The following is a 21,146-nucleotide window of genomic DNA, read 5'->3' as shown; positions in this document are numbered from 1 at the left end:
ATGATCGCCTTTCCCGACATTTCGCCCGAAATCTTTACCATCAGCCTGGGCGGGGTCGAATTTTCGCTTCGCTGGTATGCGCTGGCCTATCTGGTCGGGCTGATCCTGGGCTGGCGGATCATGGTGGCGCTGATGCGGCGGCCCGCACTGTGGGGCGATGCACCGCCCATGCGCCCCGATCAGGTCGAGGAACTGCTGACCTGGGTCATCGCCGGGGTGGTGCTGGGCGGGCGGCTGGGCTTCGTTCTGTTCTATGAGCCGGCCTATTATCTGGCCAATCCCGGTCAGATCCCGATGCTGTGGCATGGCGGCATGTCCTTTCACGGCGGTTTTCTGGGGGTGGTCGTGGCTGCCTGGTGGTTCTGCCGGCGGCATGGCATCCCGGCGCTGCGGCTGGCCGATGCGCTGGCGGTGGCGACGCCCATTGGTCTGGGGCTGGGCCGGGTGGCCAATTTCATCAATGCCGAACTGTGGGGCCGGCCGACCGACCTGCCCTGGGGCGTGATCTTTCCCGGCCAGGCGGCGCAGACCTGCCCCGGCGTGACCGGCCCCTGTGCCCGCCACCCCAGCCAGCTTTACGAGGCGGGCCTGGAAGGCGTGGTGTTGGCCTTGGCGCTGCTGTGGTTGGTCCGGGCCGGCGGCTTGCGGCGGCCGGGTCAGGCGCTGGGGCTGTTTCTGGCGGGCTACGGGCTGTCGCGCTTTGTGGTCGAGTTCTTTCGCCAGGCCGATGCGCAGTTCATCACCCCCGACAATCCCCTGGGCCATGTCCTGGGCGGGCCGGTCTGGGGCGTGACCATGGGGCAGCTTCTGTCGCTGCCCATGGTCGCGGTGGGTCTGGGCTTTCTGATCTGGGCCCGCAGCCGGCCGGCGCTGCGATGACGCCGCTGGCGCGGCTGATCGCCGCCCGCATCCGGCTGAGCGGGCCGATGCCGCTCGAGGATTACATGCAGATGTGCCTGCTGCATCCCCAGCACGGCTATTACGCGACGCGCGATCCCTTCGGCGCGGCCGGCGATTTCACCACCGCGCCGGAAATCAGCCAGATGTTCGGCGAAATCGTCGGCCTGGCGCTGGCGCAGGCCTGGCTGGACCAGGGCCGGCCGGATCCCTTCGTGCTGGCCGAACTTGGCCCGGGGCGCGGCACGCTGATGGCCGACATCCTGCGCGCGATCGGTCATGTGCCCGGTATGCGCCAGGCCGCCCGGCTGCACCTGGTCGAGGCATCGCCGCATCTGCGCCGCATCCAATGCGAACGGCTGGGGCCGTTGACGCATCTGGACCATGCGGCTGATTTGCCGGACTTGCCGCTGTTCCTGGTGGCCAACGAATTCTTCGACGCGCTGCCGATCCGTCAGCTGCAGGCGGTGGCGGGCGGTTGGGCGCCGCGGCTGGTGACGCTGGACGATGCGGGCCGGCTGGGCTTTGCGCTGGGCGCCGTGCAGCCCGGGCCGCCCGCCCCCATCGGCCAGATCCGCGAATACTGTCCCGCGGCGCTGCCGATTGTCGAGCAGATCGCGGCACGCATCGGCCGCCACGGCGGGCTGGCAATCGTGCTGGATTATGGCGGCTGGGCCGGTCATGGCGATACCTTCCAGGCGCTGCGCCGCCACCAGCCGGAAAGCCCCTTCGACCATCCGGGCGAGGCCGACCTGACCGCGCATGTGGATTTTCAGCCGATCGCGGCCCAGGCGCGGGCCAGCGGCGCGTGGGTGTCGCGGCTGGCGCGGCAGGGGGACTGGCTGTTGGCGCTGGGGCTGGCGCAGCGCGCCGCGCGGCTGCAGGCGGCGGGCGACGCAGGCGCGATGGCCGCGCTTCATCGCTTGACCGCGCCCGACGAAATGGGTCACCTGTTCAAAGTTCTGGCACTCTGGGCGCCCGGGGCGCCGGTGCCGCCCGGCTTCGAACCTTTGGACGATTGATGCAGACCACGCTGGAAATCCTGACCCATCCGTTGCTGGACCGGGTGCGGCACGGCTTCTTTACCCGGCGGGGCGGCGCGTCCTCGGGCCTGTTTGCCGGGCTGAATTGCGGACTTGGTTCCAGCGACCAGGCCGAGATGGTGGCGATCAATCGCAGTCGGGTTGCCGATGCCATGGGCGTCGAAGCCGACCATCTGCTGACGGTGCATCAGGTCCATTCGGCCGATATCGCCGTGCTGGATCAAGACGCGGCAATCGCCGATCTGGCAGGGCGCCGCGCCGATGGCATCGTCACCAACCGCCCCGGCGTGGCGCTGGCGGTGCTGACCGCCGATTGTCAGCCGATCCTGCTGGCCGATGCGCAGGCCGGGGTGATCGGCGCGGTCCATGCCGGCTGGCGCGGGGCGCTGGCAGGGGTGATCGAGGCCGCGGTGGGGGCGATGTCCGACCTGGGCGCGCGCCATATCCGCGCCGTCATCGGCCCCTGCATCAGCCAGCGCGCCTATGAGGTGGGCGAGGATTTCATGGACGAGGTTCTGGCCGAAGACCCCGCCCATCACCGCTTTTTCGTCGCCGGCCCGAACGGACGGCCGATGTTCGACCTGCCCGGTTTCGGTCTGATGCGGCTGCGCGAGGCGGGGGTCGAGGCGGAATGGACGCGTCATTGCACCTATTCCGACCCTGAACGGTTCTATTCCTATCGCCGCAGCACCCATCAGCAGCAGGCCGATTACGGGCGGCTGATTTCGGCCATCGCGCTTTAGCCGGGGCTCATCCCAGCGCGGCGGCCCGCGCCTCGACCACGGAAAACGGCACCCCCGGTTCGTCCTTGGCGCAGCGGATCACCAGCGAGGTCTTGACCGAGGCGACATTGGGCGCGGCGGTCAGCGATTCGGTCAGGAAGCGCTGGAAACTGGGCAGGTCGGGGGCCACGCATTTCAGGATGAAATCGATTTCCCCGTTCAGCATGTGACATTCGCGGACCAGAGGCCATTGCCGGCACAGATCCTCGAAGGCCGACAGGTCGCGTTCCGACTGGCTGTGCAGCCGCACCATGGCAAAGACCTGCACCTCGAATCCCAGTTCGCGCGCGTCGATGTCGGCGTGATAGCCGCGGATGTAGCCGGCCTCTTCCAGCGCGCGGACCCGCCGCAGGCAGGGGGGCGCGGAAATGCCGACCCGGCGGGCCAGCTCGACATTGGTCATGCGCCCATCGGCCTGAAGCTCCGCCAGGATTTTGCGGTCGATTTCGTCTAGTCTGGCGGCGGTCATCGGTTCCTCTGGTTGCCTTGCGGGGCAAAAAACATGCCGGAAACTATCCCGTAGGCCCGACTTGCGCAATATTCTTTCCGACCTGCGGCAAGTCTTGCGATGGATTGCATGCGGCGGCAGAGGTGCTTACCTAAGCGCCAGAACGCGAAAGGTCCAGCTTCCATGTCCCACGCCCCGATCGAAACCGATACCGTCCTGCCCGCCCATACCCGCGTGCTGATCGTCGGCTCTGGTCCCGCAGGCTATACCGCCGCCGTTTATGCCGCGCGGGCCATGCTGAACCCGGTGCTGATCCAGGGCATGCAGCCGGGCGGCCAGCTGACCATCACCACCGAGGTCGAGAACTGGCCCGGCGAGACCGAGATCCAGGGCCCCGACCTGATGGTGAAAATGGAAAGCCACGCCCGCGCGATGGGGGCAGGGGTGTTCGTCGATACCGTGACCCGCCTGGACCTGAGCCAGCGGCCCTTTGTCGCCGAACTGGATTCGGGTGCGCGCATCACCGCCGATGCGGTGATCCTGGCCACCGGTGCCCAGGCGCGCTGGCTGGGGCTTGAAAGCGAGGAAAAGTTCAAGGGCTTCGGCGTATCGGCCTGTGCCACCTGCGACGGCTTTTTCTATCGCAATCGCGAGGTGGTCGTGATCGGCGGGGGCAATACCGCCGTCGAAGAGGCGCTGTTTCTGACCAATTTCGCCAGCAAGGTCACGCTGGTGCATCGCCGTGACAGCCTGCGGGCCGAAAAGATCCTGCAGGACCGCCTGTTCCGCAATCCCAAGATCGAGATTCTTTGGAATCACGAACTGATCGAGGTTCTGGGCACCGAATCGCCTCTGGGCGTGACCGGGGTTCGACTGCGCAATGTGCTGGACGGCGCGGAAACCCGCATCGCGGGCGAGGGGGTGTTTGTCGCCATCGGCCACGCCCCTGCATCGGAACTGGTCAAGGATCAGCTTGAACTGCACCACGGCGGTTATGTGCGGGTCGAACCGGGCAGCACCCGCACCTCGATCCCCGGCGTATTTGCGGCAGGCGATCTGACCGATCATGTCTATCGCCAGGCGGTGACCAGCGCCGGCATGGGCTGCATGGCGGCACTCGATGCCGAACGCTGGCTGGCCGAGCAGGACATGGCCGGCGAACCTGCCCCGAATGCGGCCGAGATTTCGGCCTGAACCCGCAGTCATACATGAGCAAAGGCCGGCGCTGGGCGCCGGCCACTGCAAGATTGCCGGGAAAGGTGCCCGGCTGCCGGGTGGGGATCGTCAGTGGACGCTGACGGGTGTCAGTTCATTCTGCCGCGCCAGCGCAAAGGCCAGGCTGCGGTTGCGGACCAGGGCCAGGCGCTCGCCGTCGATGCCATGGACGGCATAAAGCGCGTCGACACCCGGCACCTGGCGGCGCACCTCGTCAGGCAGGCTGTCGGTCGCGACACGGCGGATGTAGACGATGTTGCCCGCGCTGTCGGGGCCAAAATCGAATTTCTCGTTCATCAGCGATCCCCTTTCATTTGCGGCTGATCGGAATGGTCTGGACGATGCTGTCGGGGACCGAGCGGCGCAGGTCGATGTTCAGCAGGCCGTTTTCCAGCCCGGCCGAAACCACCTCGACCCCGTCGGCCAGCACGAAGCTGCGCTGGAACGCGCGCGCGGCGATACCCCGATGCAGAAAGACGCGCCCTTCATCGGGCTCGGCCTGACGGCCGCGAATCACCAGCTGGCGATCCTCGAGCGTGATGGACAGGTCATCGTCGGAAAACCCGGCAACGGCCAGTGTGATCCGGAACCCGTTCGGGCCCTGGTGTTCGATGTTGTAGGGCGGATAGCCCTCGGCCCCCTTGGCGGCCCTTTCGGCCAGGCGCTCCAACTGATCGAACCCCAGCAGGAACGGATGAGCGGCCAGACTGATCTTGGTCATCTTGCCCAAGCCCTTTGCATCAAAGCGACTGTTCGTCCGGCCCCCGGTATGGCGGGCCGGCAGGACCAATATGTGAACTGATGCGCGCCCGTGCAAGGTGCGATGCCGGCGTCCGCTGCCCGCCTTTGCCATTAACACCGCAAGACACAAGGGTTATAAATGCACAAGTCCAGCCCGAGGCCCGACATGAACGCCCAATACGAGATGTCCCATGAAGAGATCGCCCGCGCCCGGCTGGAGATGTTGCGGCGCGAACATCGCGACCTTGACGAGGCGATCGCGGCCCTGACCGCGCAAAGCCTGACCCATTCGCTGACCTTGCAAAGGCTGAAGAAACAGAAGCTTGCGCTAAAGGATCGCATCGCCCGGCTCGAGGACGAGCTGACGCCCGACATCATCGCCTGATTGCATCCGCGCGTCCTTGGCGCTAGGGCGGGGCAAAAGGGGGCGATCCATGGAAAAACCCGTCGGAATCATCATGGGCAGCCAGTCCGACTGGCCCACCATGCGCGAGGCGGCCGCCATTCTGGACGAGCTGGGTGTCGGTTACGAAACGCGCATCGTCAGCGCGCATCGCACGCCCGACCGGCTGTGGGACTATGGCAAGAACGCGGTGGCGCGGGGGCTGCGCGTCATCATCGCCGGCGCCGGCGGGGCCGCGCATCTGCCCGGCATGATGGCCAGCAAGACCCGCGTGCCGGTGATCGGGGTGCCGGTGCAGACCCGGGCGCTGTCCGGGGTCGATTCGCTTTATTCGATCCTGCAGATGCCGCGCGGCTATCCGGTGGCGACCATGGCCATCGGCTCGGCGGGGGCCGCCAATGCCGGTCTGATGGCGGCCGCGATCCTGGCGATCTCTGATCCCGACCTGGCAGCGCGGCTGGATGCCTGGCGCCAGGCGCTGTCCGATTCCATCCCGCAGGAGCCGAGCGATGACTGAGCTGAAACCCGGCGCGACCATTGGCATCCTGGGCGGCGGCCAGTTGGGGCGCATGCTTTCGGTCGCCGCCAGCCGGCTGGGCTATCGCTGTCATGTCTATGAACCCGGACCAGCCCCCGCCGGCGATGTCGCCCATGCGCTGACCACCGCCCCCTACGAGGACGAGGCGGCGCTGCGGGCCTTTGCCGGCTCGGTCGATGTCATCACCTATGAATTCGAGAACGTGCCGACCTCGGCCCTGGACCTGCTGGAATCGCTGCGGCCGATCCGGCCCAATCGCCGGGCGCTGGCGGTGTCGCAGGACCGGCTGACGGAAAAGGATTTCCTGACCGGCATCGGCCTGACCACCGCCCCCTATCGCAATGTCGAAACCGCCGATGATCTGCCCGCCGCGCTGGCGGCGCTGGGCACGCCGGCGATTCTCAAGACCCGGCGGCTGGGCTATGACGGCAAGGGCCAGATCCGTTTTTCGGATGCCGGCCAGCGCGACTGGACCGGGGCGCCTTCGGTGCTTGAGGGTTTTGTCGATTTCTCGGCCGAGGTCAGCGTGATCGTGGCGCGCGGCGCCGACGGGCAGGTAGCCGCCTTTGATCCCGGGCTGAACGTCCACCGCGACGGCATCCTGCGCACCACCACAGTGCCCAGCGGCCTGCCGCAGAACCTGCTGACCGATGCGGTGCTGATCGCGGCGCGCATCGTCAATGCGCTGGACTACATCGGGGTGATGGGGGTCGAGCTTTTCGTGACCGCGCAAGGGTTGGTGGTCAACGAGATCGCCCCCCGCGTGCACAATTCCGGGCACTGGACCCAGGCGGGATGCGCCGTCGATCAGTTCGAGCAGCATATCCGCGCCGTCGCCGGCCTGCCGCTGGGCGATGGCCAGCGTTATGCCGATGTGCGCATGGAAAATCTGATCGGCGACGATGTGCTGCGCCTGCCCGAACTGCTACGCAGCCCGCGCGCGCAGCTGCACCTATACGGCAAGGGCGAGGCGCGGGCCGGCCGCAAGATGGGCCACGTCAACCATCTGTTGTGAACGCGCGCCGCAGGCGCTCGAATTCCTCGCGGCTGCCGGGGATGCCCAGGCGGATCCAGTGCCGATGCCAGGGAAAGATGCGGCTCCAGATGCCGGCGCGCGCCAATCGATCGCGCGCGGCGCCCGCATCCGGCGCGGCATAGAGCCGGAACAGATGCGTGCCGCCGACCAGCGGCCAGTGCGGGCTGACGATCTGGTCCAGATGCAGCGCGGCCTCGGCCAGCCAGGTCACGGTGGCCTGCGTCCAGCCGGTATCGTTCAAGGCGGCGGTGCCCAGTTCCAGCGCCGGCCCCGACACCGGCCAGGGACCGGCCATCGCGGCCAGCCGCGCCAGCAGCGCGGGTTCGGCCAGGACGAACCCCAGCCGCAGACCCGCCAGCCCCCAGAACTTGCCCAGGCTGCGCAGCACCGTCACATTCGCCGGCCGCCGTGCCGCCAGCGCCAGGTCGGGGCGCGCGTCGGCAAAGCTTTCATCGACCAGGAGGTGCCCGACCTGTGCGGCCAGGGCTGCGATCCGGTCGGGCGACAGACAGCGACCATCCGGGTTGTTGGGGTTGACCACCACCGCCAGATCGGCGCCGGCCAGACCCTCGGGGCTTTGCGGCTGCGCGACCTGCCAGCCGGCCGCCTGCAGGCTGGCGGCATGTTCGTTATAGGTCGGCGACAGCACCGCCGCCTGACCGCCGCGCGGACCGCGGGGCAGCACGCGCGGCAACAGCTGGATCGCGGCCGAGGCCCCGGCCAGCGCCAGCACCTGTGCCGGTGGCACCGCGAATCGCGCTGCCGCCGCGGCGATCAGCCGATCGTGGTCGGCGGCGGTGGGCAGGGCGGTCAGCGCGTGCCGTGACAGCGGCGGCGCCGGCCACGGACGGCGGTTGATGCCGGTGGACAGGTCGATCCAGTCCTCGCCGCCCCATTGCGCCGCCGCCCGGTCGATATCGCCGCCGTGATCGCGCATCCGCCACCCCCTGCCGTGCCTGCCTGGATCTTGAACCTCGCGACGGGCTGCGGGTCAAGCGGATGCAGTCGCAGCAATTTTGCTGGGGGTAACCATTATTTCACTTTACAGGCTTATGGATCGGTTCCACGATATCTGGTAGGCACACCCCGTTCAGACGCCGGGTGTAGTCTAAGGCCACAAGGGGTTGGGGATAACCCGCATCCGCTCTTGGACAAACAGGGGGACAGGACATGGCACAGACCGGCGATTTCATCCACAGCGAGGATATCCATCCCATAGACATTGTCGAAACCGTGGCCAATCACCGCGCCTGGGATTTCGACCGCCTGGCCGAGGATCAGATCGCCATGGCGGTTGAAGGGCAGTGGCGCAGCTATTCGCTGACCCTGTCCTGGTCGGGCCGCGAAGAGGTGCTGCGCCTGATCTGCACCTTCGACATGGACCCGCCCGCCGAACGCCTGCCCGCGCTTTACGAGGTGTTGAACCTGGCCAATGATCAGGTCTGGGATGGGGGCTTTACCTTCTGGGCGGCGCAGAAGCTGATGGTCTGGCGCTATGGTCTGGTGCTGTCCGGGGACGCGATGGCCAGCCCCGAACAGATCGATCAGATGATCCGCACCGCGATCGAGAATGCCGAGCGGTTCTATCCCTGTTTCCAGCTGGCCTGTTGGGGCGATGCCACGCCCGAGGCCGCTCTCGACATCGCCATGTCTGCGGCCTACGGTCGCGCCTGAACGTCCGTCCGACGGGCGGCAGGCAAGGGGGCAGGCATGGATTTTTCGGATGTGAACGCGCGCGGCCTGGTGCTGGTCGGCTGCGGCCGCATGGGCGGGGCGCTTCTGGACGGTTGGCTGCGGGTCGGGTTGCAGCCGGCTGCGGTGCATGTGGTCGATCCCCGCCCGCGCCCCGATCTGGCAACGCTTGGCGTGTCGGTCAATGGCGATCTGCCGCCCGATCCGGCGGTGCTGGTGATCGCGGTCAAGCCGCAGATGATGGCCGAGGTGCTGCCCCGCCTGCAGGTCGGTGCCCGTACGCTGGTGCTGTCGGTTGCCGCCGGGGTGACGATTGCCGCCTATGAGCGAGCGTTTCCGCAGGCGCCGGTGGTGCGCAGCATGCCCAATACGCCGGCTGCGATCGGCCAGGGCATTACCGCCATCATCGGCAACTCCCGGGCAGGCGCGCCCGAGCTGGCCTTGGCGCGGGGCCTGCTGTCGGCCGTGGGGCGCGTGGTGCAGCTGGACAGCGAGGATCAGATGGACGCGGTGACGGCGCTGTCGGGTTCGGGGCCGGCCTATGTCTTTCACCTGATCGAGGCGATGGCCGCGGCTGGCGTGGCCGAGGGGCTGGATCCCGCCCTGGCGCTGGAACTGGCGCGGGTGACGGTGGCCGGCGCCGGCGCCCTGGCGGTGGCCGAGGACGAGGATCCGGCGATCCTGCGCGAAAACGTGACCTCGCCCGGCGGCACCACCGCGGCGGGTCTGGCGCAACTGATGGATGCCGAAACCGGTCTGGCCCCGCTGATGCGGCGCACCATTGCCGCCGCGGCGGCGCGGGGGCGCGAACTGGGCCGATGATCGAGCTTGAGGATTTCGAGAGGGTCGATATCCGCGTGGGCCGTATCCTGCGCGCCGAACCCTTCCCCGAGGCGCGCAAGCCTGCGATCAAGCTGTGGCTCGACTTCGGCGACCTGGGCCAGCGGCAAAGCTCGGCCCAGATCACCGCGCATTATGCGCCCGAATCGCTGGTCGGCCGGCAGGTGCTGGCGGTGGTGAACTTTCCCCCGCGCCAGATCGGCAAGTTCCGCTCGGAGGTTCTGGTGCTGGGTCTGCCCGACGCCGATGGACAGGTGGTGCTGATCGGACCGGACCGACCGGTCCCCGAAGGCGGGAGGCTTTATTGATGAAACTGCTGGTGACGCGGCGTATGACCGATGCCGCAGAAGAGGCGCTGCGCGCCCGTTTCGACGCCGTCGTGCTGGACCGCAACGAGGGGCTGAGCGTGGACGAGGCCGCGCGCGCCCTGTCCGAATATGACGCGATCATGCCGACCCTGGGCGACCGCTTCACCGCCGAGGCGTTTTCCGGCACGCCGCGCTGCCGCCTGCTGGCGAATTTCGGCGCCGGCTACAATCATATCGACACCGCCGCGGCCGCCGCGGCCGGGGTGGCGGTGACCAATACCCCCGATGCGGTGACCGAGGCGACCGCAGACATCGCGTTGACGCTGATGCTGATGACCGCGCGCCGCGCCGGCGAGGGCGAGCGGCTGTTGCGTCGCGGTGCATGGACCGGCTGGACGCCGACGCAATTGCTGGGCCGGCATGTCAGCGGCAAGACCGTCGGCATCATCGGCATGGGCCGGATCGGCAAGGCCATCGCCCGGCGCTGCCATTTCGGCTTTGACATGACGGTGATCTTTCACAACCGCTCGCTGGTGTCCGCGCTGGATTTTCCTGCCCGTCAGGTTTCGGGGCTGGATGAACTGCTGGCGCAGGCGGATTTCGCGGTGATCGCCGTGCCGGGCGGGGCGGGCACCCGGCACATGATCGGCGACGCGCAGCTTGACCGGCTGGGGCCGCGCTCCTTCCTGATCAACATTGCCCGCGGGGACGTGGTCGAAGAAGCGGCGCTGGTCCGCGCGCTGCAACAAGGCCGCATCGCCGGCGCCGGTCTGGATGTCTATGAATTCGAGCCGCGCGTCGCGCCCGAGCTGGTGGCGATGGAAAACGTCACCCTGCTGCCGCATCTGGGCACTGCCGCCGAAGAGGTGCGCACCGCCATGGCCATGCGGGCGCTGAACAACCTGATCGCCTTTGCCGAAGGTCGGGCGCTGCCCGACCGCGTCAACTGATGTCGACCAGCCCGACCGACGCGACCGAACCTGATCCGGCCCGGCGGGCGCTGGCGCTGATCCGGGCCGGCATCGCCGCCGCCGATCCCGCGGCCGCGGTCACCCGCCACATGCAGGTGGTGCTGGACGATCCGCCGGGGCCGGGCGGTTCGTGGCTGGTGATCGCATTGGGCAAGGCTGCGCGGGCGATGGCCGGGGCGGCGCTGGCGGCGCTGACCGGGACGGGCGCGGCGCCACAGGCCTTGGTCGTCACCAATGCCGGCAATGACGCGCCGCTGCCGGGGGCGCGGGTGCTGCGCGCCGGCCATCCTCAGCCTGATGCGGATGGCGCCCGCGCCGCCGACGAGGTCGAGCGGCTGTTGCGCGCGGCCCGTCCCGCCGACCGGGTGCTGGCGCTGATCTCGGGCGGGGGGTCGGCAATGCTGCCGGCACCGGCGCCGGGCATGAGCCTGGCCGACAAGCAGGCGGTGAATGCGCTGCTGCTGGCCTCGGGCGCCGACATTGCTCAGGTCAATCTGATCCGTCAGGGCCTGTCGCGGCTGAAGGGCGGCGGTTGGCTGCGCCTGTCGGCGGCGCCCGTCACCGCGCTGATCCTGTCGGATGTGCTTGGTGACGACCTGCGGGTGATCGCCTCGGGTCCGACAGTGGCGCCGGTGGGCAGCCGCGCGCAGGCGGTGGACATGGCCCGGGCGCTGGGCATCTGGGACCGAATGCCCGAGACCGCACGCGCGGCGCTGCTGCGCCCCGAGGACCGCCGCGCCCTGCCGGCCGCGCGCAATATCCTGGTCGGCTCGAACGCGATTTCGGTGGCGGCGATGGTGGCGGCGGGGGCCGATCCGGCGCCGATCCCGCTGACGGGCGACGTGCAGGATTGCGCGCAGGCGATCTGGAATCTGGCCGCGGGCCTGGCGCCCGGGCGGGCATTGGCCTTTGGCGGCGAAACCACGGTGCGCCTGCAAGGCGACGGCCTGGGCGGCCGCAATCAGGAACTGGCGTTGCGCTTGGCGGTGCTGGCCGAGGCCGCGCCGCTGGCCGGAGGCTGGGCCTTTGCCACCGTGGGCAGCGACGGGCGCGACGGTCCGGGGCAGGCGGCCGGGGGGCTGGTCGGCCCGCTGACGCTGACGCGGATGCGCGCGGCCGGGATCGATCCGCATCAATCCCTTGCACGCAACGATTCGACGCCTGCCCTGGACGCGGCGGGGGCGCTGGTCATCACGGGGGCGACCGGCACCAATGTCGCCGATCTGGCTGTGCTGGTGCGGGCAGAACCCCCGGCCACGCCCGACCCGGATGAAACGACGGACCGATGATGCTTTACAGCTATGTGACCCGTGACGGCCATCTGCGGCGCCAGGACGATGCCGAGGATCTGGCCCAGGCCATCTGGATCGACCTGTATCGACCGCTTGAGACGCAGGTCGCGCGGCTGGCCGACCTGGGTATCGAGGTGCCCAGCCTGGCCGACATGGAAGAGATCGAGATTTCCAACCGGCTTTATACCGAGGCCGGGCGGCTGCACATGACCGCCGTCCTGCCCGGGCAGTTGCCCGACGGCACCCATGTCGCCATGCCGGTGGCCTTCATCCTGGATGGGCAGCGCCTGGTTACCGTGCGGCATCATGCGCCACGCCCCTTCGAGACCTTTCCCACCCGCGCCGATCGTTCCAGCAGCGGCTGCGCTAGTGCCGAGCGGGTCTTTCTGGGCCTGGTCGAGGAAATCGTCGGCCGACTTGCCGATATCTCCGAAGGGGTGACGCGTGTCATCGACCGCACCGCCGCCGAGGTTCTGACCCGCGACGCCAGCCGTGACGGTGGCTTTCTGCGCATTGCTCTGGTCACCATCGGCCAGCAGGCGGAACTGATGAGCCGGGTTCGCCTGGGCCTGTTGTCGATGGATCGCATCCTTGTGTATCACGCTGCCAACGCCCTCAGCCAGGGGGATCGCGACCGCATTCGCGCGCTGCAAAAGGCCGTGCAGCGCGATATCCAGGCGCTGGAGGTTCATGCCGATTTCCTGGGCTCGCGCATCGGTATGACCGTGGATGCCACCATGGGCATGATCGGGCTGCAACAGAACGACCGCGTGCGCATCCTGTCGGTGGTGGCGGCCTTGTTCCTGCCGCCGACGCTGATCGCCAGCATCTATGGAATGAATTTCGACATCATGCCGCAATTGCATCTGGCCTGGGGCTTTCCGATGGCGCTGGGGCTGATGCTGGGGTCGTCGGTGGTGACCTTCCTGGTGCTGAAATGGCGGCGCTGGCTCTAGCCGGTCAGCGGCACTTCCTCGATCATGTGAAAGCGGCCCTGCGCGTCCTCGCCCATCAAGGCCACGCGGTCCAGCGCCAGCGGCCGGGCCAACAGCGGCTCCAGATGCGGTGCCAGCCCCGCAGCCAGCGCGCTTGCCGGCCCCGGTTCCAGCGCCCCGCTGAGCGTCAGGTGATACTGGAACAGGTCCAGCACGAACGGATAGCCCCAGCGTTCGAGATGTGCGCGGGCGCGGGCGGGCAGGGTCTGGGGGCGCCGCCGCTGGCGGTCGTGATCGTCAAGCGGTGCGCGAAACCCGTCCAGCCCGGTGACCAGCGCCGCCTCGATCCGCCGCAGGTCGGGCGGCGTCTGTGTGGGGCGCAGCGCCACAAATCCCCAGTCGCAGCTGAGCGTCAACGCCAGGTCCACGGCGGGCAGATGCGCGCAGATGTCGCGCAGCGCCCGCGCCAGCGCCTGTGGGCTGCGCCCCGGTGCCAGCGCAAAGGGCGCCTTCAAGGTGGCGTGAAAGCCGTAGCGGCACGGGGTGGAAACGGCCTCGGCCCGGCCGGGCAGGTCGGGCGCGGGCGCGACGGCGCAACCCCGGCGCGCGTCCCAGCCCAGCCAGCGGCTGCCAAAGGCCCCCAGATCGCCCCCGGGCAGGTGATAGATGGCGTAACGTCGCAAATTCCCGCGTCCCTTGCAGATGCGCGCCAGGTTGTATGCCCGGGCGCCGCAGCCTATCACGGGGACAGCAACCGCAGGAATGGCCCGCATGAGATCGACGCTGAGCTATCTGGTCTGGCCCCTGATCGTCACCGGCATCGGTCTGGTCCTGGCCGGCGCATTGGGCTGGCAGTATCATCACAGCCAGGCGGGGGTTCTGGCCTTTTTCCTGATCGCGGCCATCCTGGCGGTGCTGGAAATCTCGCTCAGTTTCGACAATGCGATCGTCAACGCCCAGAAGCTGAAGCAGATGACGCCGAAATGGCAGCGGCGATTCCTGACCTGGGGCATCATCATCGCGGTGTTCGGCATGCGGGTGATCTTTCCGCTGCTGGTGGTGGTGATCGCGGCCCGGCTGGGCCCGTGGCAGGCGGTGCGCCTGGCCGCTACCCAGCCGCAGGAATATTCGCGTATCATCCACGAGGCGCATCTGCCCATCGCCGCCTTTGGCGGATCGTTCCTGATGCTGGTAGCGCTGAACTATTTCTTTGACGAGGCCAAGGACGTCGACTGGATCAAGGGCGTCGAGGCGGCCTTGCGCAAGCTGGGCGAGATTCGTGGCATGGAGGTGGGCTTTGTGCTGGCCTGCATCCTGGTCGTTGTGGGCCAGCTGCCGGCCGAAAAGGAACACGGCTTCATCGTGGCGGCGATCTGGGGGGTCATCACCTACCTGGGCGTCGACATGCTGGGCCATGTGCTGGACCAATGGGGCGCCAGCCAGGCCCAGGCGGGCATCGCCCGCGGCGGGCTGGGCGCGTTCCTGTATCTTGAGGTGCTGGACGCCTCCTTCAGCTTCGACGGGGTGATCGGTGCCTTTGCCCTGACCCAGAACCTGTTCCTGATCGCCATCGGGCTGGGGATCGGGGCGATGTATGTGCGCTCGATGACGGTGATGCTGGTCGAACGCGGCACCCTGGCCGAATTCCGCTATCTGGAACACGGCGCCTTCTGGTCGATCTTCGTGCTGTCGGTGCTGATGTTCGCCCAGACCCTGCGCCCCATCCCCGAGGTGCTGACAGGGCTGCTGGGGGCGGGCTTCATCGGCACCGCCTTTCTCAGCTCGCTTGCCTGGCGCCGGCGCCAGCGCGACCGCTAGGACAGGCTGGCCAGCGGGCGCGTGGCCAGAAACAGCCAGTCGCGCGTCGCCGCGCTGACCAGCGGCGCCAGCTTGTCGAAAACCTGCGCGTGATAGGCGTCGAGCCAGGCGATGTCCTCGGCCGACATCAAGCCCGGCTCGATCAGCCGCCGGTCGATCGGCGCAAAGGTCAGGGTCTCGAACCCCAGCATCGCGCGGCCGTCGGCGCTGTCGCGCGGTTCGACCACGATCAGGTTTTCGATGCGGATGCCAAAGGCACCCTCGCGGTAATATCCCGGCTCGTTCGACAGGATCATTCCCGGTTGCAGCGGAATGTCGGATATGCGGGCGATTCGCACCGGTCCCTCGTGCACCGACAGGCCCGCGCCCACGCCATGGCCGGTGCCGTGATCGTAATCCATGCCCTCGGCCCAAAGGGGGGCGCGGGCCAGCGCATCGATGTGGCAACCGGCGATGCCGCGCGGAAATTGCAGCCGCGTCACCGCGATCATGCCTTGCAGCACCCGCGTATAGGGGCGACGAACTGCCGGATCGACCGGACCCATCGGCAGGGTGCGGGTGATGTCGGTGGTGCCGGTGTCGTATTGGCCGCCGGAATCGACCAGCAGAACCTGGCCGGGCAGGATGCGCAGGTTGCTGGCGGTGCTGACGTGGTAATGCGGGATCGCCGCATGCGGGCCGGTCGCGGCAATCGTGTCAAAGCTGATGTCCAGCGCGCCCCGGTCGCGGCGGAACTGTTCCAGTTGCCGCGCCACGTCGATTTCGGTCAGCGGCTGGCTGTCGAGCGTGTGGGCGCGGGCGTCCAGCCAGCACAGCAATTCGCAGACCGCAGCGCCGTCGCGCAGATGCGCGTCGCGCATGCCGGCAATTTCGGCCGCGTTCTTGGTCGCCTTGGGCAGGATCACCGGATCGGCGGCCTCGGCAATGGGGGTTTTCATGCTTTCGATCAGGGTAAAGACCCGGTCGGGGGCGCTGGCCGGATCGACCCGCACCGGCCCCGACAGGTTGGTCAGCGCCGGCGTCAGCGCCTCGGACGGCAGCACCGAGACCTCGTTGCCCAGGGCGGCGCGCACCTCGGGCGGGAATTTGGCCGGGTTGGCAAAGATCGCGACATGGCCGTTATCCTCGATGATGGCAAAGGCCTGCACCACGGGATTGCGCGGCACATCGGCGCCGCGGATGTTCAGCAGCCACGAAATCGAATCAGGCAGGGTCAGCACGGCGGCCCGTTGGCCCGAGTTGCGCAGTTCCTGCGCGATGCGGGCGCGCTTTTCCGCGGCGGTCTGGCCGGCGATCTGATCGGGCCACAGGCGGACCACACCCACCGGCGGCGCCGGCTGGTCTGACCAGATGGCATCGATGGGGTTCGTCTCCATCGCGATCAGCGCAATGCCCGAGCCCGTCAGACCGATTTCCAGATCTCGGATTTCGCGCCGGGTGTGCAGCCAGGGATCATAGCCGATACGCCCGCCCTCGGGCAGGGACTCGCGCAGCCAGTCGGCGGGCCGCGTCTCGGGCCAGGGGACGGGGGTGAAATGGGCGGGATCGACCTCGGCCTTGACCTGGACGCGGTAGCGACCATCGATGAACACGCCGGCGCGGTCCGGGGTGACGATGCAAAAGCCGGCGCTGCCGGAAAAGCCCGTCAGCCAGGCCAGACGGGCGTCGTGCGCGGCGACATATTCGCCCTGATGCGCGTCGGCGCGCGGCACCAGCATGCCGTTCAGATCGCGCGCGGCCAGGGTCTGGCGCAGCGCCGCCAGCCGCGGCGGATGCAGGCCGGGATCAGAGTGGCTGTCATAGGTCTGGAACATGGCGAACCTGTCAGTGCTGGCGAAGGGGGTGGGGTGAATCGGTCGCGGGCGCGATCCGCAGATGCGCGGCCGCGCCGGGCAGGGTGCGGGCAAGCCCTTCGGCCACGGCCTGCGCGCTGCGGCGATGGTGAAAATCCTGTTCCACGCGCGCGCGCGACGCCTGCGCCAGTTGCCGCGCATGGTCGGGTTCGGCGTAAAGCCGGGCGATTTCGGCGGCCATGATCTCGGGCCGTTCCGGCGGCACCAGAATCGCGTCGCGCCCCGAGGTGATCAATTCGTGATTGCCGCCCACATCGGTTACGACGACCGGCATTTCCATTGCCATCGCCTCCATGATGGCGACCGAGATCCCCTCGTTCAGGCTGGCCAGCGCAAAGACATGCGCCTGCTCCAGCCCCTGGCGAACGCGATCCTCGCTGACGGCGCCCAGCAGGGTGACGACATCCTGCAGCCCGGCCTGGGCAATCAGCGCCTCGAGCTGGCGGCGATAGCCGCTGCCACCCTGTTCGTCCTCGCCCGCGATTTCCAGCCGGGCGTCGATGCCCTGATCGCGCAGGATCTGGATGGTGCGGATCAGGTGGTCGTGGCCCTTGACCGCATTCAGCCGCCCGCAGGAAAAGACGCGCAGCGGCGTTCCGGGCGCAGGCGGCTGCCAGGGCGCGGCGCGCCGGATCTGCGCCAGATCGACCCCCATCGGCGCCACCAGCACCACCGGCGGCAGGTCGGGGCCGATTTCGCGCTGCGCCACCCCCAGCAGCAGGCGCGAGATGATGGTGGCAAAGCGGGCGTGGCGCCATTTCTGGCGCTGGTTGGGGCCGTATCCGTCCAGCGTCGGGCCATGCAGGGTCAGGCTGTAGCTGGGGCCGCCCAATCGCTGGGCGAACATGGCGATATTGGCGCTGTCGGCGCAGCTGTGGACATGGACGTGCGTCCAGCCGCGGTCGCGGGCGATCCCCGCAAGCCGTGCCCCCATGGCCAGCAGCGCCAGCATCCGCACCCGGCCCTTGAGCCCGCCCTGGGTTTCGGCGCGCAGGGCCGCGGACAATCCGCGCATCCAGCCGCGCGGCCCCGCCCGCAGCAGATCCGCGACGAGCCGCAGCGGACCGCCTTCCAGCGGCAGCAGATAGCGGGTCTGGGCCTGGGCCGCCGCCCCCCAGCTGTGCGATGCGATGCTGCGCGGCGGCGGCCGGGTCGAGATCAGGTCGGCCTGGATCCCAAGTTCGGCCAGCGCCTGGCGTTCCCGCCACAGGAAGATATGCGTCTGGCCCGGAAATTCGGGAATGAAGAAACCGATTTTCAGCACCTGAAATCCCACCGGAAAGCCCGGGCCCCGCCTGGGCCGCACCCCGGATTGGTCGCACGGGTGCCGGGCCAGATCAAGCCGCCCTGCGCGTTCTAGGCCGGGCGGCGCTGCTGCATGGCCCGGGCCCGCTTGCGCGGGTCGGCCTCGAACAGGGCGGCCAGCTGTTCGGTAATGGCACCGGCCAGCTGTTCGGCATCGGTGATGGTGACGGCGCGCTGGTAATAGCGGGTGACGTCATGGCCAATGCCGATCGCCAGCAGTTCGACCTGCTTGCGCCTTTCGATCATCGCGATCACATCGCGCAGGTGTTTTTCCAGGAAATTCGCCGGATTGACCGACAGGGTGCTGTCATCGACCGGGGCACCATCGGAAATCACCATCAGGATGCGGCGCTGTTCGGGGCGGCGCACAAGGCGCCGATGCGCCCATTCCAGCGCCTCGCCATCGATGTTTTCCTTGAGCAGCCCCTCTTTCATCATCAGGCCCAGGTTCGGGCGCACCCGCCGCCAGGGGGCGTCGGCCCCCTTGTAGATGATGTGGCGCAGGTCGTTCAGCCGGCCGGGCTGGGCCGGGCGGCCTGCGGCCAGCCAGGATTCGCGCGCCTGTCCGCCCTTCCAGGCGCGGGTGGTAAAGCCCAGGATCTCGACCTTGACCTGCGAACGTTCCAGCGTGCGCGCCAGCACATCGGCGCAGATGGCGGCAATGCTGATCGGGCGCCCGCGCATCGAACCCGAATTGTCCAGCAGCAGCGTCACCACCGTATCGCGGAATTCGGTATCCTTTTCGATCTTGAAGGACAGGGGCGTGGTCGGGTTGGCCACCACGCGCGCAAGGCGCCCGGCGTCCAGAACGCCTTCTTCCTTGTCGAATTCCCAGCTGCGGTTCTGCTGCGCCTGCAGGCGGCGCTGCAACTTGTTGGCCAGGCGGCTGACCGCGCCGCGCAGCGGCTCGAGCTGCTTGTCCAGATAGGCGCGCAGCCGTTCCAGTTCCGCCGGGTCGGCCAGATCCTCGGCGCGGATTTCCTCGTCGAACTGCTGGGTATAGACGCGATAGTCGGGGCTGGCCTCGCTGACCGGGGGCGGCAGGTCGGGCGGGGGCTCGGTCTCAGATGTCTCGGCCTCGTCGGCCAGTTCCTCGTCGGACTGGTCATCCATGCTGACCTGGGCCTGGCGTTCGTCCTGGGTCTGTTCCTGGGTGCGTTCGGGGCTGGCCTCGGCCTCGTCATCGGGGTTCTGGTCGCGCGACTGGTTGTCGCCGGCCTCGTCGTCCTGTTCGGCGTTTTCCTGGGCCTCGTCCTCTTGCGGCTCGTCGGGGTCTTCGCCCAGCTGGTCGCCATAGCCCAGATCGGCGATGACCTTGCGGGCAAGGCGTGCGAAGGCCGCCTGATCGGCCAGCACGCTGTTGACCTGTTCCAGTTCGGCGCCGGCCTGTTCCTCGACAAAGGGGCGCCACAGGTCGGCCACGTGCTGGGCGGCGGCGGGCAGGGGGCGCCCGGTCGCGGCCTGGCGCAGGATATAGCCGGCCGCCACCGCCAGCGGCGCGTCGGCGGGCGACTTGATCTGGCCATAGCCCTTGCGTTCGGCGTCATGGCCCAGGCGGGCGTCGATATTGGACAGCGCACCGGGCATGTCGCGCGCGCCCAGTGCCTCGCAGCGCGCGGTTTCCATCGCCTCATAAAGATCGCGCGCCATCGGGCCGGCGGGCACGTATTTCGCGTGGGTGGCCGGATCGTGATGGCGCAGCTTCATCGCCAGGGCATCGGCGGTCCCGCGCGCCAGCAGGATTTCCTCGCGCGTCATGCGGCGGCTGACCTGCGGCAGGCGCATGGTGTCGCCGGTGACGCCCGAGGGATCGGCGCTGAAGGTGACGTTCAGGTCGTGATCCTCGGCCAGGGCGCGCGTGGCTTCGGTCAGGGCCTTCTTGAACGGATCGGCGGGGTTGTCGGATTTCTTCATTTCTCCTCCAACGGTGGGCGGGCTGTCAGGCACCGGGGCCGGGCCCCGAAGCCGGTCCGTTCGGGCGGCAGTCGCCTGGCCGCGCGCCTTACCCCGCCTTGACCGCCGCGCTTTCGGGCAGTTCTTCGTCGAACAGGCGCTGATAGAACTCGGCGACGGTCTGGCGTTCCAGTTCGTCGCATTTGTTCAGGAAGGTCAGGCGGAAGGCGTAGCCGATGTTGTCGCCGAAGATGCGGGCGTTCTGGGCCCAGGCGATCACCGTGCGCGGCGACATCACCGTGGACAGGTCGCCCTGCATGAAGGCGGTGCGGGTCAGGTCGGCCAGCGTTACCATCTGGCTGATGATCCGGCGGCCCTTTTCGGTGTTGTAGGTCGGGTTCTTGGCCAGCACGATCGCGGCCTCGGCGTCGTGGGACAGGTAGTTCAGCGTGCTGACCAGCGACCAGCGGTCCATCTGGCCCTGGTTGATCTGCTGGGTGCCATGGTAAAGCCCGGTGGTATCGCCAAGGCCCACGGTATTGGCGGTGGCGAACAGCCGGAAATAGGGGTTCGGGGTGATGACCTCGTTCTGGTCCAGCAGGGTCAGCTTGCCGTCGGCTTCCAGGACGCGCTGGATCACGAACATCACGTCGGCCCGGCCGGCGTCGTATTCGTCAAAGACGATGGCGGTCGGGTTGCGCAGGGCCCAGGGCAGGATGCCTTCGTGAAACACCGTCACCTGCTTGCCGTCGACCAGCTTGATCGCATCCTTGCCGATCAGGTCGATGCGGCTGACGTGGCTGTCCAGGTTCACCCGCACGCAGGGCCAGTTCAGCCGCGCCGCCACCTGTTCTATATGCGTCGACTTGCCGGTGCCGTGATAGCCCTGGATCATCACCCGGCGGTTATAGGCAAACCCGGCCAGGATCGCCAGGGTGGTGTCGGGATCGAACTTGTAGGTCGGGTCGATTTCGGGCACGCGCTCGCTGCGCTCGGCAAAGCCCTTGACCTTCATGTCGCTGTCCAGCCCAAAGACCGCGCGCAGGTCGATTTCCTCGGTCGGTTTCGCGTTCATGTCCAGCATTGGCGGCCCTTTCGTTCTGTCGCGGCATTGATCGCGCATTCGGCGGGCACGT

Annotated in this window: 23 protein-coding genes; 14 read left to right on the top strand and 9 right to left on the bottom strand. The window is 68.2% G+C overall.

What is annotated here, in order from left to right; genetic code table 11:
- Genes lgt through pgeF form a run of 3 tightly spaced genes read left to right on the top strand, consistent with a single transcriptional unit; the run spans position 1 to position 2,683 of the window.
- Entirely contained in the window at positions 1-879 is an 879-nt protein-coding gene (gene lgt, locus GB880_RS01385) for a prolipoprotein diacylglyceryl transferase (protein ID WP_154493908.1), read from the top strand.
- On the top strand, positions 876-1,919 hold the full coding sequence (locus GB880_RS01380) for a class I SAM-dependent methyltransferase (protein WP_154493907.1): 1,044 nt from the start codon (positions 876-878) through the stop codon (positions 1,917-1,919). The genes lgt and GB880_RS01380 overlap by 4 nt, the downstream gene beginning before the upstream one ends.
- On the top strand, positions 1,919-2,683 hold the full coding sequence (pgeF, locus tag GB880_RS01375) for a peptidoglycan editing factor PgeF (protein ID WP_154493906.1): 765 nt from the start codon (positions 1,919-1,921) through the stop codon (positions 2,681-2,683). The genes GB880_RS01380 and pgeF overlap by 1 nt, the downstream gene beginning before the upstream one ends.
- A 7-nt stretch (positions 2,684-2,690) precedes the next feature.
- Here the strand turns inward: pgeF and GB880_RS01370 are convergent, their stop codons facing one another.
- Positions 2,691-3,191 carry an Lrp/AsnC family transcriptional regulator gene (locus GB880_RS01370; RefSeq protein WP_154493905.1) on the bottom strand — a complete coding sequence of 167 codons (501 nt, stop codon included), beginning with the start codon at positions 3,189-3,191 and terminating at the stop codon, positions 2,691-2,693.
- A 162-nt stretch (positions 3,192-3,353) separates the two neighbouring features.
- Between GB880_RS01370 and trxB the strand changes: the two genes are divergently transcribed.
- Positions 3,354-4,364, top strand: a complete 1,011-nt coding sequence (trxB, locus tag GB880_RS01365) for a thioredoxin-disulfide reductase (protein ID WP_154493904.1) — start codon at positions 3,354-3,356, stop codon at positions 4,362-4,364.
- A 90-nt stretch (positions 4,365-4,454) separates the two neighbouring features.
- Here the strand turns inward: trxB and GB880_RS01360 are convergent, their stop codons facing one another.
- Together GB880_RS01360 and GB880_RS01355 are read right to left on the bottom strand one after the other, a co-directional pair.
- Entirely contained in the window at positions 4,455-4,682 is a 228-nt protein-coding gene (locus GB880_RS01360; protein ID WP_154493903.1) for a DUF1150 family protein, read from the bottom strand.
- Between the two features lie 13 nt (positions 4,683-4,695).
- Positions 4,696-5,106, bottom strand: a complete 411-nt coding sequence (locus GB880_RS01355) for an Hsp20 family protein (RefSeq protein ID WP_154493902.1) — start codon at positions 5,104-5,106, stop codon at positions 4,696-4,698.
- A gap of 186 nt (positions 5,107-5,292) precedes the next feature.
- On the opposite strand from GB880_RS01355, the gene GB880_RS01350 reads away from it, so the two are divergent.
- Genes GB880_RS01350 through GB880_RS01340 form a run of 3 tightly spaced genes read left to right on the top strand, consistent with a single transcriptional unit; the run spans position 5,293 to position 7,082 of the window.
- Positions 5,293-5,511 (top strand): YdcH family protein, encoded by a 219-nt coding sequence (locus GB880_RS01350; RefSeq protein WP_154493916.1) that lies wholly within the window; start codon positions 5,293-5,295, stop codon positions 5,509-5,511.
- A 49-nt stretch (positions 5,512-5,560) separates the two neighbouring features.
- Positions 5,561-6,046: a 5-(carboxyamino)imidazole ribonucleotide mutase gene (gene purE / locus GB880_RS01345; protein WP_154493901.1), complete on the top strand. Its 486-nt coding sequence runs from the start codon at positions 5,561-5,563 to the stop codon at positions 6,044-6,046.
- Positions 6,039-7,082, top strand: coding sequence for a 5-(carboxyamino)imidazole ribonucleotide synthase (locus tag GB880_RS01340; protein WP_154493900.1), 1,044 nt, complete (start codon positions 6,039-6,041; stop codon positions 7,080-7,082). Before purE ends, GB880_RS01340 begins: the two co-directional genes overlap by 8 nt.
- On the opposite strand, the gene cobD is transcribed toward GB880_RS01340, so the two are convergent.
- Positions 7,066-8,040, bottom strand: coding sequence for a threonine-phosphate decarboxylase CobD (cobD, locus tag GB880_RS01335; protein ID WP_263467235.1), 975 nt, complete (start codon positions 8,038-8,040; stop codon positions 7,066-7,068). The genes GB880_RS01340 and cobD overlap by 17 nt on opposite strands.
- Before the next feature lie 233 nt (positions 8,041-8,273).
- Between cobD and GB880_RS01330 the strand changes: the two genes are divergently transcribed.
- Genes GB880_RS01330 through GB880_RS01305 form a run of 6 tightly spaced genes read left to right on the top strand, consistent with a single transcriptional unit; the run spans position 8,274 to position 13,162 of the window.
- The gene (locus tag GB880_RS01330) at positions 8,274-8,777 is read left to right on the top strand and encodes a YbjN domain-containing protein (RefSeq protein ID WP_154494569.1); all 504 of its coding nucleotides are present in this window, start codon (positions 8,274-8,276) and stop codon (positions 8,775-8,777) included.
- 36 nt (positions 8,778-8,813) lie between these two features.
- Positions 8,814-9,617 (top strand): pyrroline-5-carboxylate reductase, encoded by an 804-nt coding sequence (gene proC / locus GB880_RS01325; protein WP_154494570.1) that lies wholly within the window; start codon positions 8,814-8,816, stop codon positions 9,615-9,617.
- Positions 9,614-9,943 (top strand): tRNA-binding protein, encoded by a 330-nt coding sequence (locus GB880_RS01320; RefSeq protein WP_154494571.1) that lies wholly within the window; start codon positions 9,614-9,616, stop codon positions 9,941-9,943. The genes proC and GB880_RS01320 overlap by 4 nt, the downstream gene beginning before the upstream one ends.
- Positions 9,943-10,893, top strand: coding sequence for a 2-hydroxyacid dehydrogenase (locus GB880_RS01315; protein ID WP_154550765.1), 951 nt, complete (start codon positions 9,943-9,945; stop codon positions 10,891-10,893). The genes GB880_RS01320 and GB880_RS01315 overlap by 1 nt, the downstream gene beginning before the upstream one ends.
- On the top strand, positions 10,893-12,203 hold the full coding sequence (locus GB880_RS01310) for a glycerate kinase type-2 family protein (protein ID WP_263467234.1): 1,311 nt from the start codon (positions 10,893-10,895) through the stop codon (positions 12,201-12,203). The genes GB880_RS01315 and GB880_RS01310 overlap by 1 nt, the downstream gene beginning before the upstream one ends.
- Complete coding sequence (locus tag GB880_RS01305) at positions 12,200-13,162, top strand: magnesium transporter CorA family protein (protein WP_229774511.1); 963 nt, start codon at positions 12,200-12,202, stop codon at positions 13,160-13,162. The genes GB880_RS01310 and GB880_RS01305 overlap by 4 nt, the downstream gene beginning before the upstream one ends.
- On the opposite strand, the gene GB880_RS01300 is transcribed toward GB880_RS01305, so the two are convergent.
- Positions 13,159-13,824: a DUF1045 domain-containing protein gene (locus GB880_RS01300; RefSeq protein ID WP_263467233.1), complete on the bottom strand. Its 666-nt coding sequence runs from the start codon at positions 13,822-13,824 to the stop codon at positions 13,159-13,161. The genes GB880_RS01305 and GB880_RS01300 overlap by 4 nt on opposite strands.
- Positions 13,825-13,912: 88 nt before the next feature.
- Here GB880_RS01300 and GB880_RS01295 point away from each other — a divergent pair, with 88 nt between their 5' ends.
- A complete protein-coding gene (locus tag GB880_RS01295; RefSeq protein ID WP_154494506.1) occupies positions 13,913-14,959 on the top strand; it encodes a DUF475 domain-containing protein in 1,047 nt (348 codons plus the stop codon).
- On the opposite strand, the gene GB880_RS01290 is transcribed toward GB880_RS01295, so the two are convergent.
- The 4 genes from GB880_RS01290 to cobS form a co-directional block, all read right to left on the bottom strand.
- Complete coding sequence (locus tag GB880_RS01290) at positions 14,956-16,773, bottom strand: aminopeptidase P family protein (protein WP_154494507.1); 1,818 nt, start codon at positions 16,771-16,773, stop codon at positions 14,956-14,958. The genes GB880_RS01295 and GB880_RS01290 overlap by 4 nt on opposite strands.
- 10 nt (positions 16,774-16,783) lie before the next feature.
- Positions 16,784-18,076, bottom strand: coding sequence for an exopolysaccharide biosynthesis GT4 family glycosyltransferase EpsE (gene epsE, locus GB880_RS01285; RefSeq protein ID WP_263467232.1), 1,293 nt, complete (start codon positions 18,074-18,076; stop codon positions 16,784-16,786).
- A 92-nt stretch (positions 18,077-18,168) separates the two neighbouring features.
- The gene (cobT, locus tag GB880_RS01280) at positions 18,169-20,031 is read right to left on the bottom strand and encodes a cobaltochelatase subunit CobT (protein WP_154493380.1); all 1,863 of its coding nucleotides are present in this window, start codon (positions 20,029-20,031) and stop codon (positions 18,169-18,171) included.
- A gap of 88 nt (positions 20,032-20,119) precedes the next feature.
- Entirely contained in the window at positions 20,120-21,094 is a 975-nt protein-coding gene (gene cobS, locus GB880_RS01275) for a cobaltochelatase subunit CobS (protein ID WP_154493382.1), read from the bottom strand.
- Between the last annotated feature and the right edge of the window lie 52 nt (positions 21,095-21,146).

This window comes from Paracoccus sp. SMMA_5_TC (assembly GCF_009696685.2).
Taxonomy (GTDB): domain Bacteria; phylum Pseudomonadota; class Alphaproteobacteria; order Rhodobacterales; family Rhodobacteraceae; genus Paracoccus.
The sequence above is the reverse complement of the archived record's forward strand: the minus strand, read 5'-3'. Positions and strand labels throughout refer to the sequence as shown.

Bases quoted from the DNA above. Each gene is read 5' to 3' on its own strand.
- lgt (WP_154493908.1), top strand. From the start codon at position 1: ATGATCGCCTTTCCCGACATTTCGCCCGAAATCTTTACCATCAGCCTG.
- GB880_RS01380 (WP_154493907.1), top strand. From the start codon at position 876: ATGACGCCGCTGGCGCGGCTGATCGCCGCCCGCATCCGGCTGAGCGGG.
- pgeF (WP_154493906.1), top strand. From the start codon at position 1,919: ATGCAGACCACGCTGGAAATCCTGACCCATCCGTTGCTGGACCGGGTG.
- GB880_RS01370 (WP_154493905.1), bottom strand. From the start codon at position 3,191: ATGACCGCCGCCAGACTAGACGAAATCGACCGCAAAATCCTGGCGGAG.
- trxB (WP_154493904.1), top strand. From the start codon at position 3,354: ATGTCCCACGCCCCGATCGAAACCGATACCGTCCTGCCCGCCCATACC.
- GB880_RS01360 (WP_154493903.1), bottom strand. From the start codon at position 4,682: ATGAACGAGAAATTCGATTTTGGCCCCGACAGCGCGGGCAACATCGTC.
- GB880_RS01355 (WP_154493902.1), bottom strand. From the start codon at position 5,106: ATGACCAAGATCAGTCTGGCCGCTCATCCGTTCCTGCTGGGGTTCGAT.
- GB880_RS01350 (WP_154493916.1), top strand. From the start codon at position 5,293: ATGAACGCCCAATACGAGATGTCCCATGAAGAGATCGCCCGCGCCCGG.
- purE (WP_154493901.1), top strand. From the start codon at position 5,561: ATGGAAAAACCCGTCGGAATCATCATGGGCAGCCAGTCCGACTGGCCC.
- GB880_RS01340 (WP_154493900.1), top strand. From the start codon at position 6,039: ATGACTGAGCTGAAACCCGGCGCGACCATTGGCATCCTGGGCGGCGGC.
- cobD (WP_263467235.1), bottom strand. From the start codon at position 8,040: ATGCGCGATCACGGCGGCGATATCGACCGGGCGGCGGCGCAATGGGGC.
- GB880_RS01330 (WP_154494569.1), top strand. From the start codon at position 8,274: ATGGCACAGACCGGCGATTTCATCCACAGCGAGGATATCCATCCCATA.
- proC (WP_154494570.1), top strand. From the start codon at position 8,814: ATGGATTTTTCGGATGTGAACGCGCGCGGCCTGGTGCTGGTCGGCTGC.
- GB880_RS01320 (WP_154494571.1), top strand. From the start codon at position 9,614: ATGATCGAGCTTGAGGATTTCGAGAGGGTCGATATCCGCGTGGGCCGT.
- GB880_RS01315 (WP_154550765.1), top strand. From the start codon at position 9,943: ATGAAACTGCTGGTGACGCGGCGTATGACCGATGCCGCAGAAGAGGCG.
- GB880_RS01310 (WP_263467234.1), top strand. From the start codon at position 10,893: ATGTCGACCAGCCCGACCGACGCGACCGAACCTGATCCGGCCCGGCGG.
- GB880_RS01305 (WP_229774511.1), top strand. From the start codon at position 12,200: ATGATGCTTTACAGCTATGTGACCCGTGACGGCCATCTGCGGCGCCAG.
- GB880_RS01295 (WP_154494506.1), top strand. From the start codon at position 13,913: ATGAGATCGACGCTGAGCTATCTGGTCTGGCCCCTGATCGTCACCGGC.
- GB880_RS01290 (WP_154494507.1), bottom strand. From the start codon at position 16,773: ATGTTCCAGACCTATGACAGCCACTCTGATCCCGGCCTGCATCCGCCG.
- cobT (WP_154493380.1), bottom strand. From the start codon at position 20,031: ATGAAGAAATCCGACAACCCCGCCGATCCGTTCAAGAAGGCCCTGACC.
- cobS (WP_154493382.1), bottom strand. From the start codon at position 21,094: ATGCTGGACATGAACGCGAAACCGACCGAGGAAATCGACCTGCGCGCG.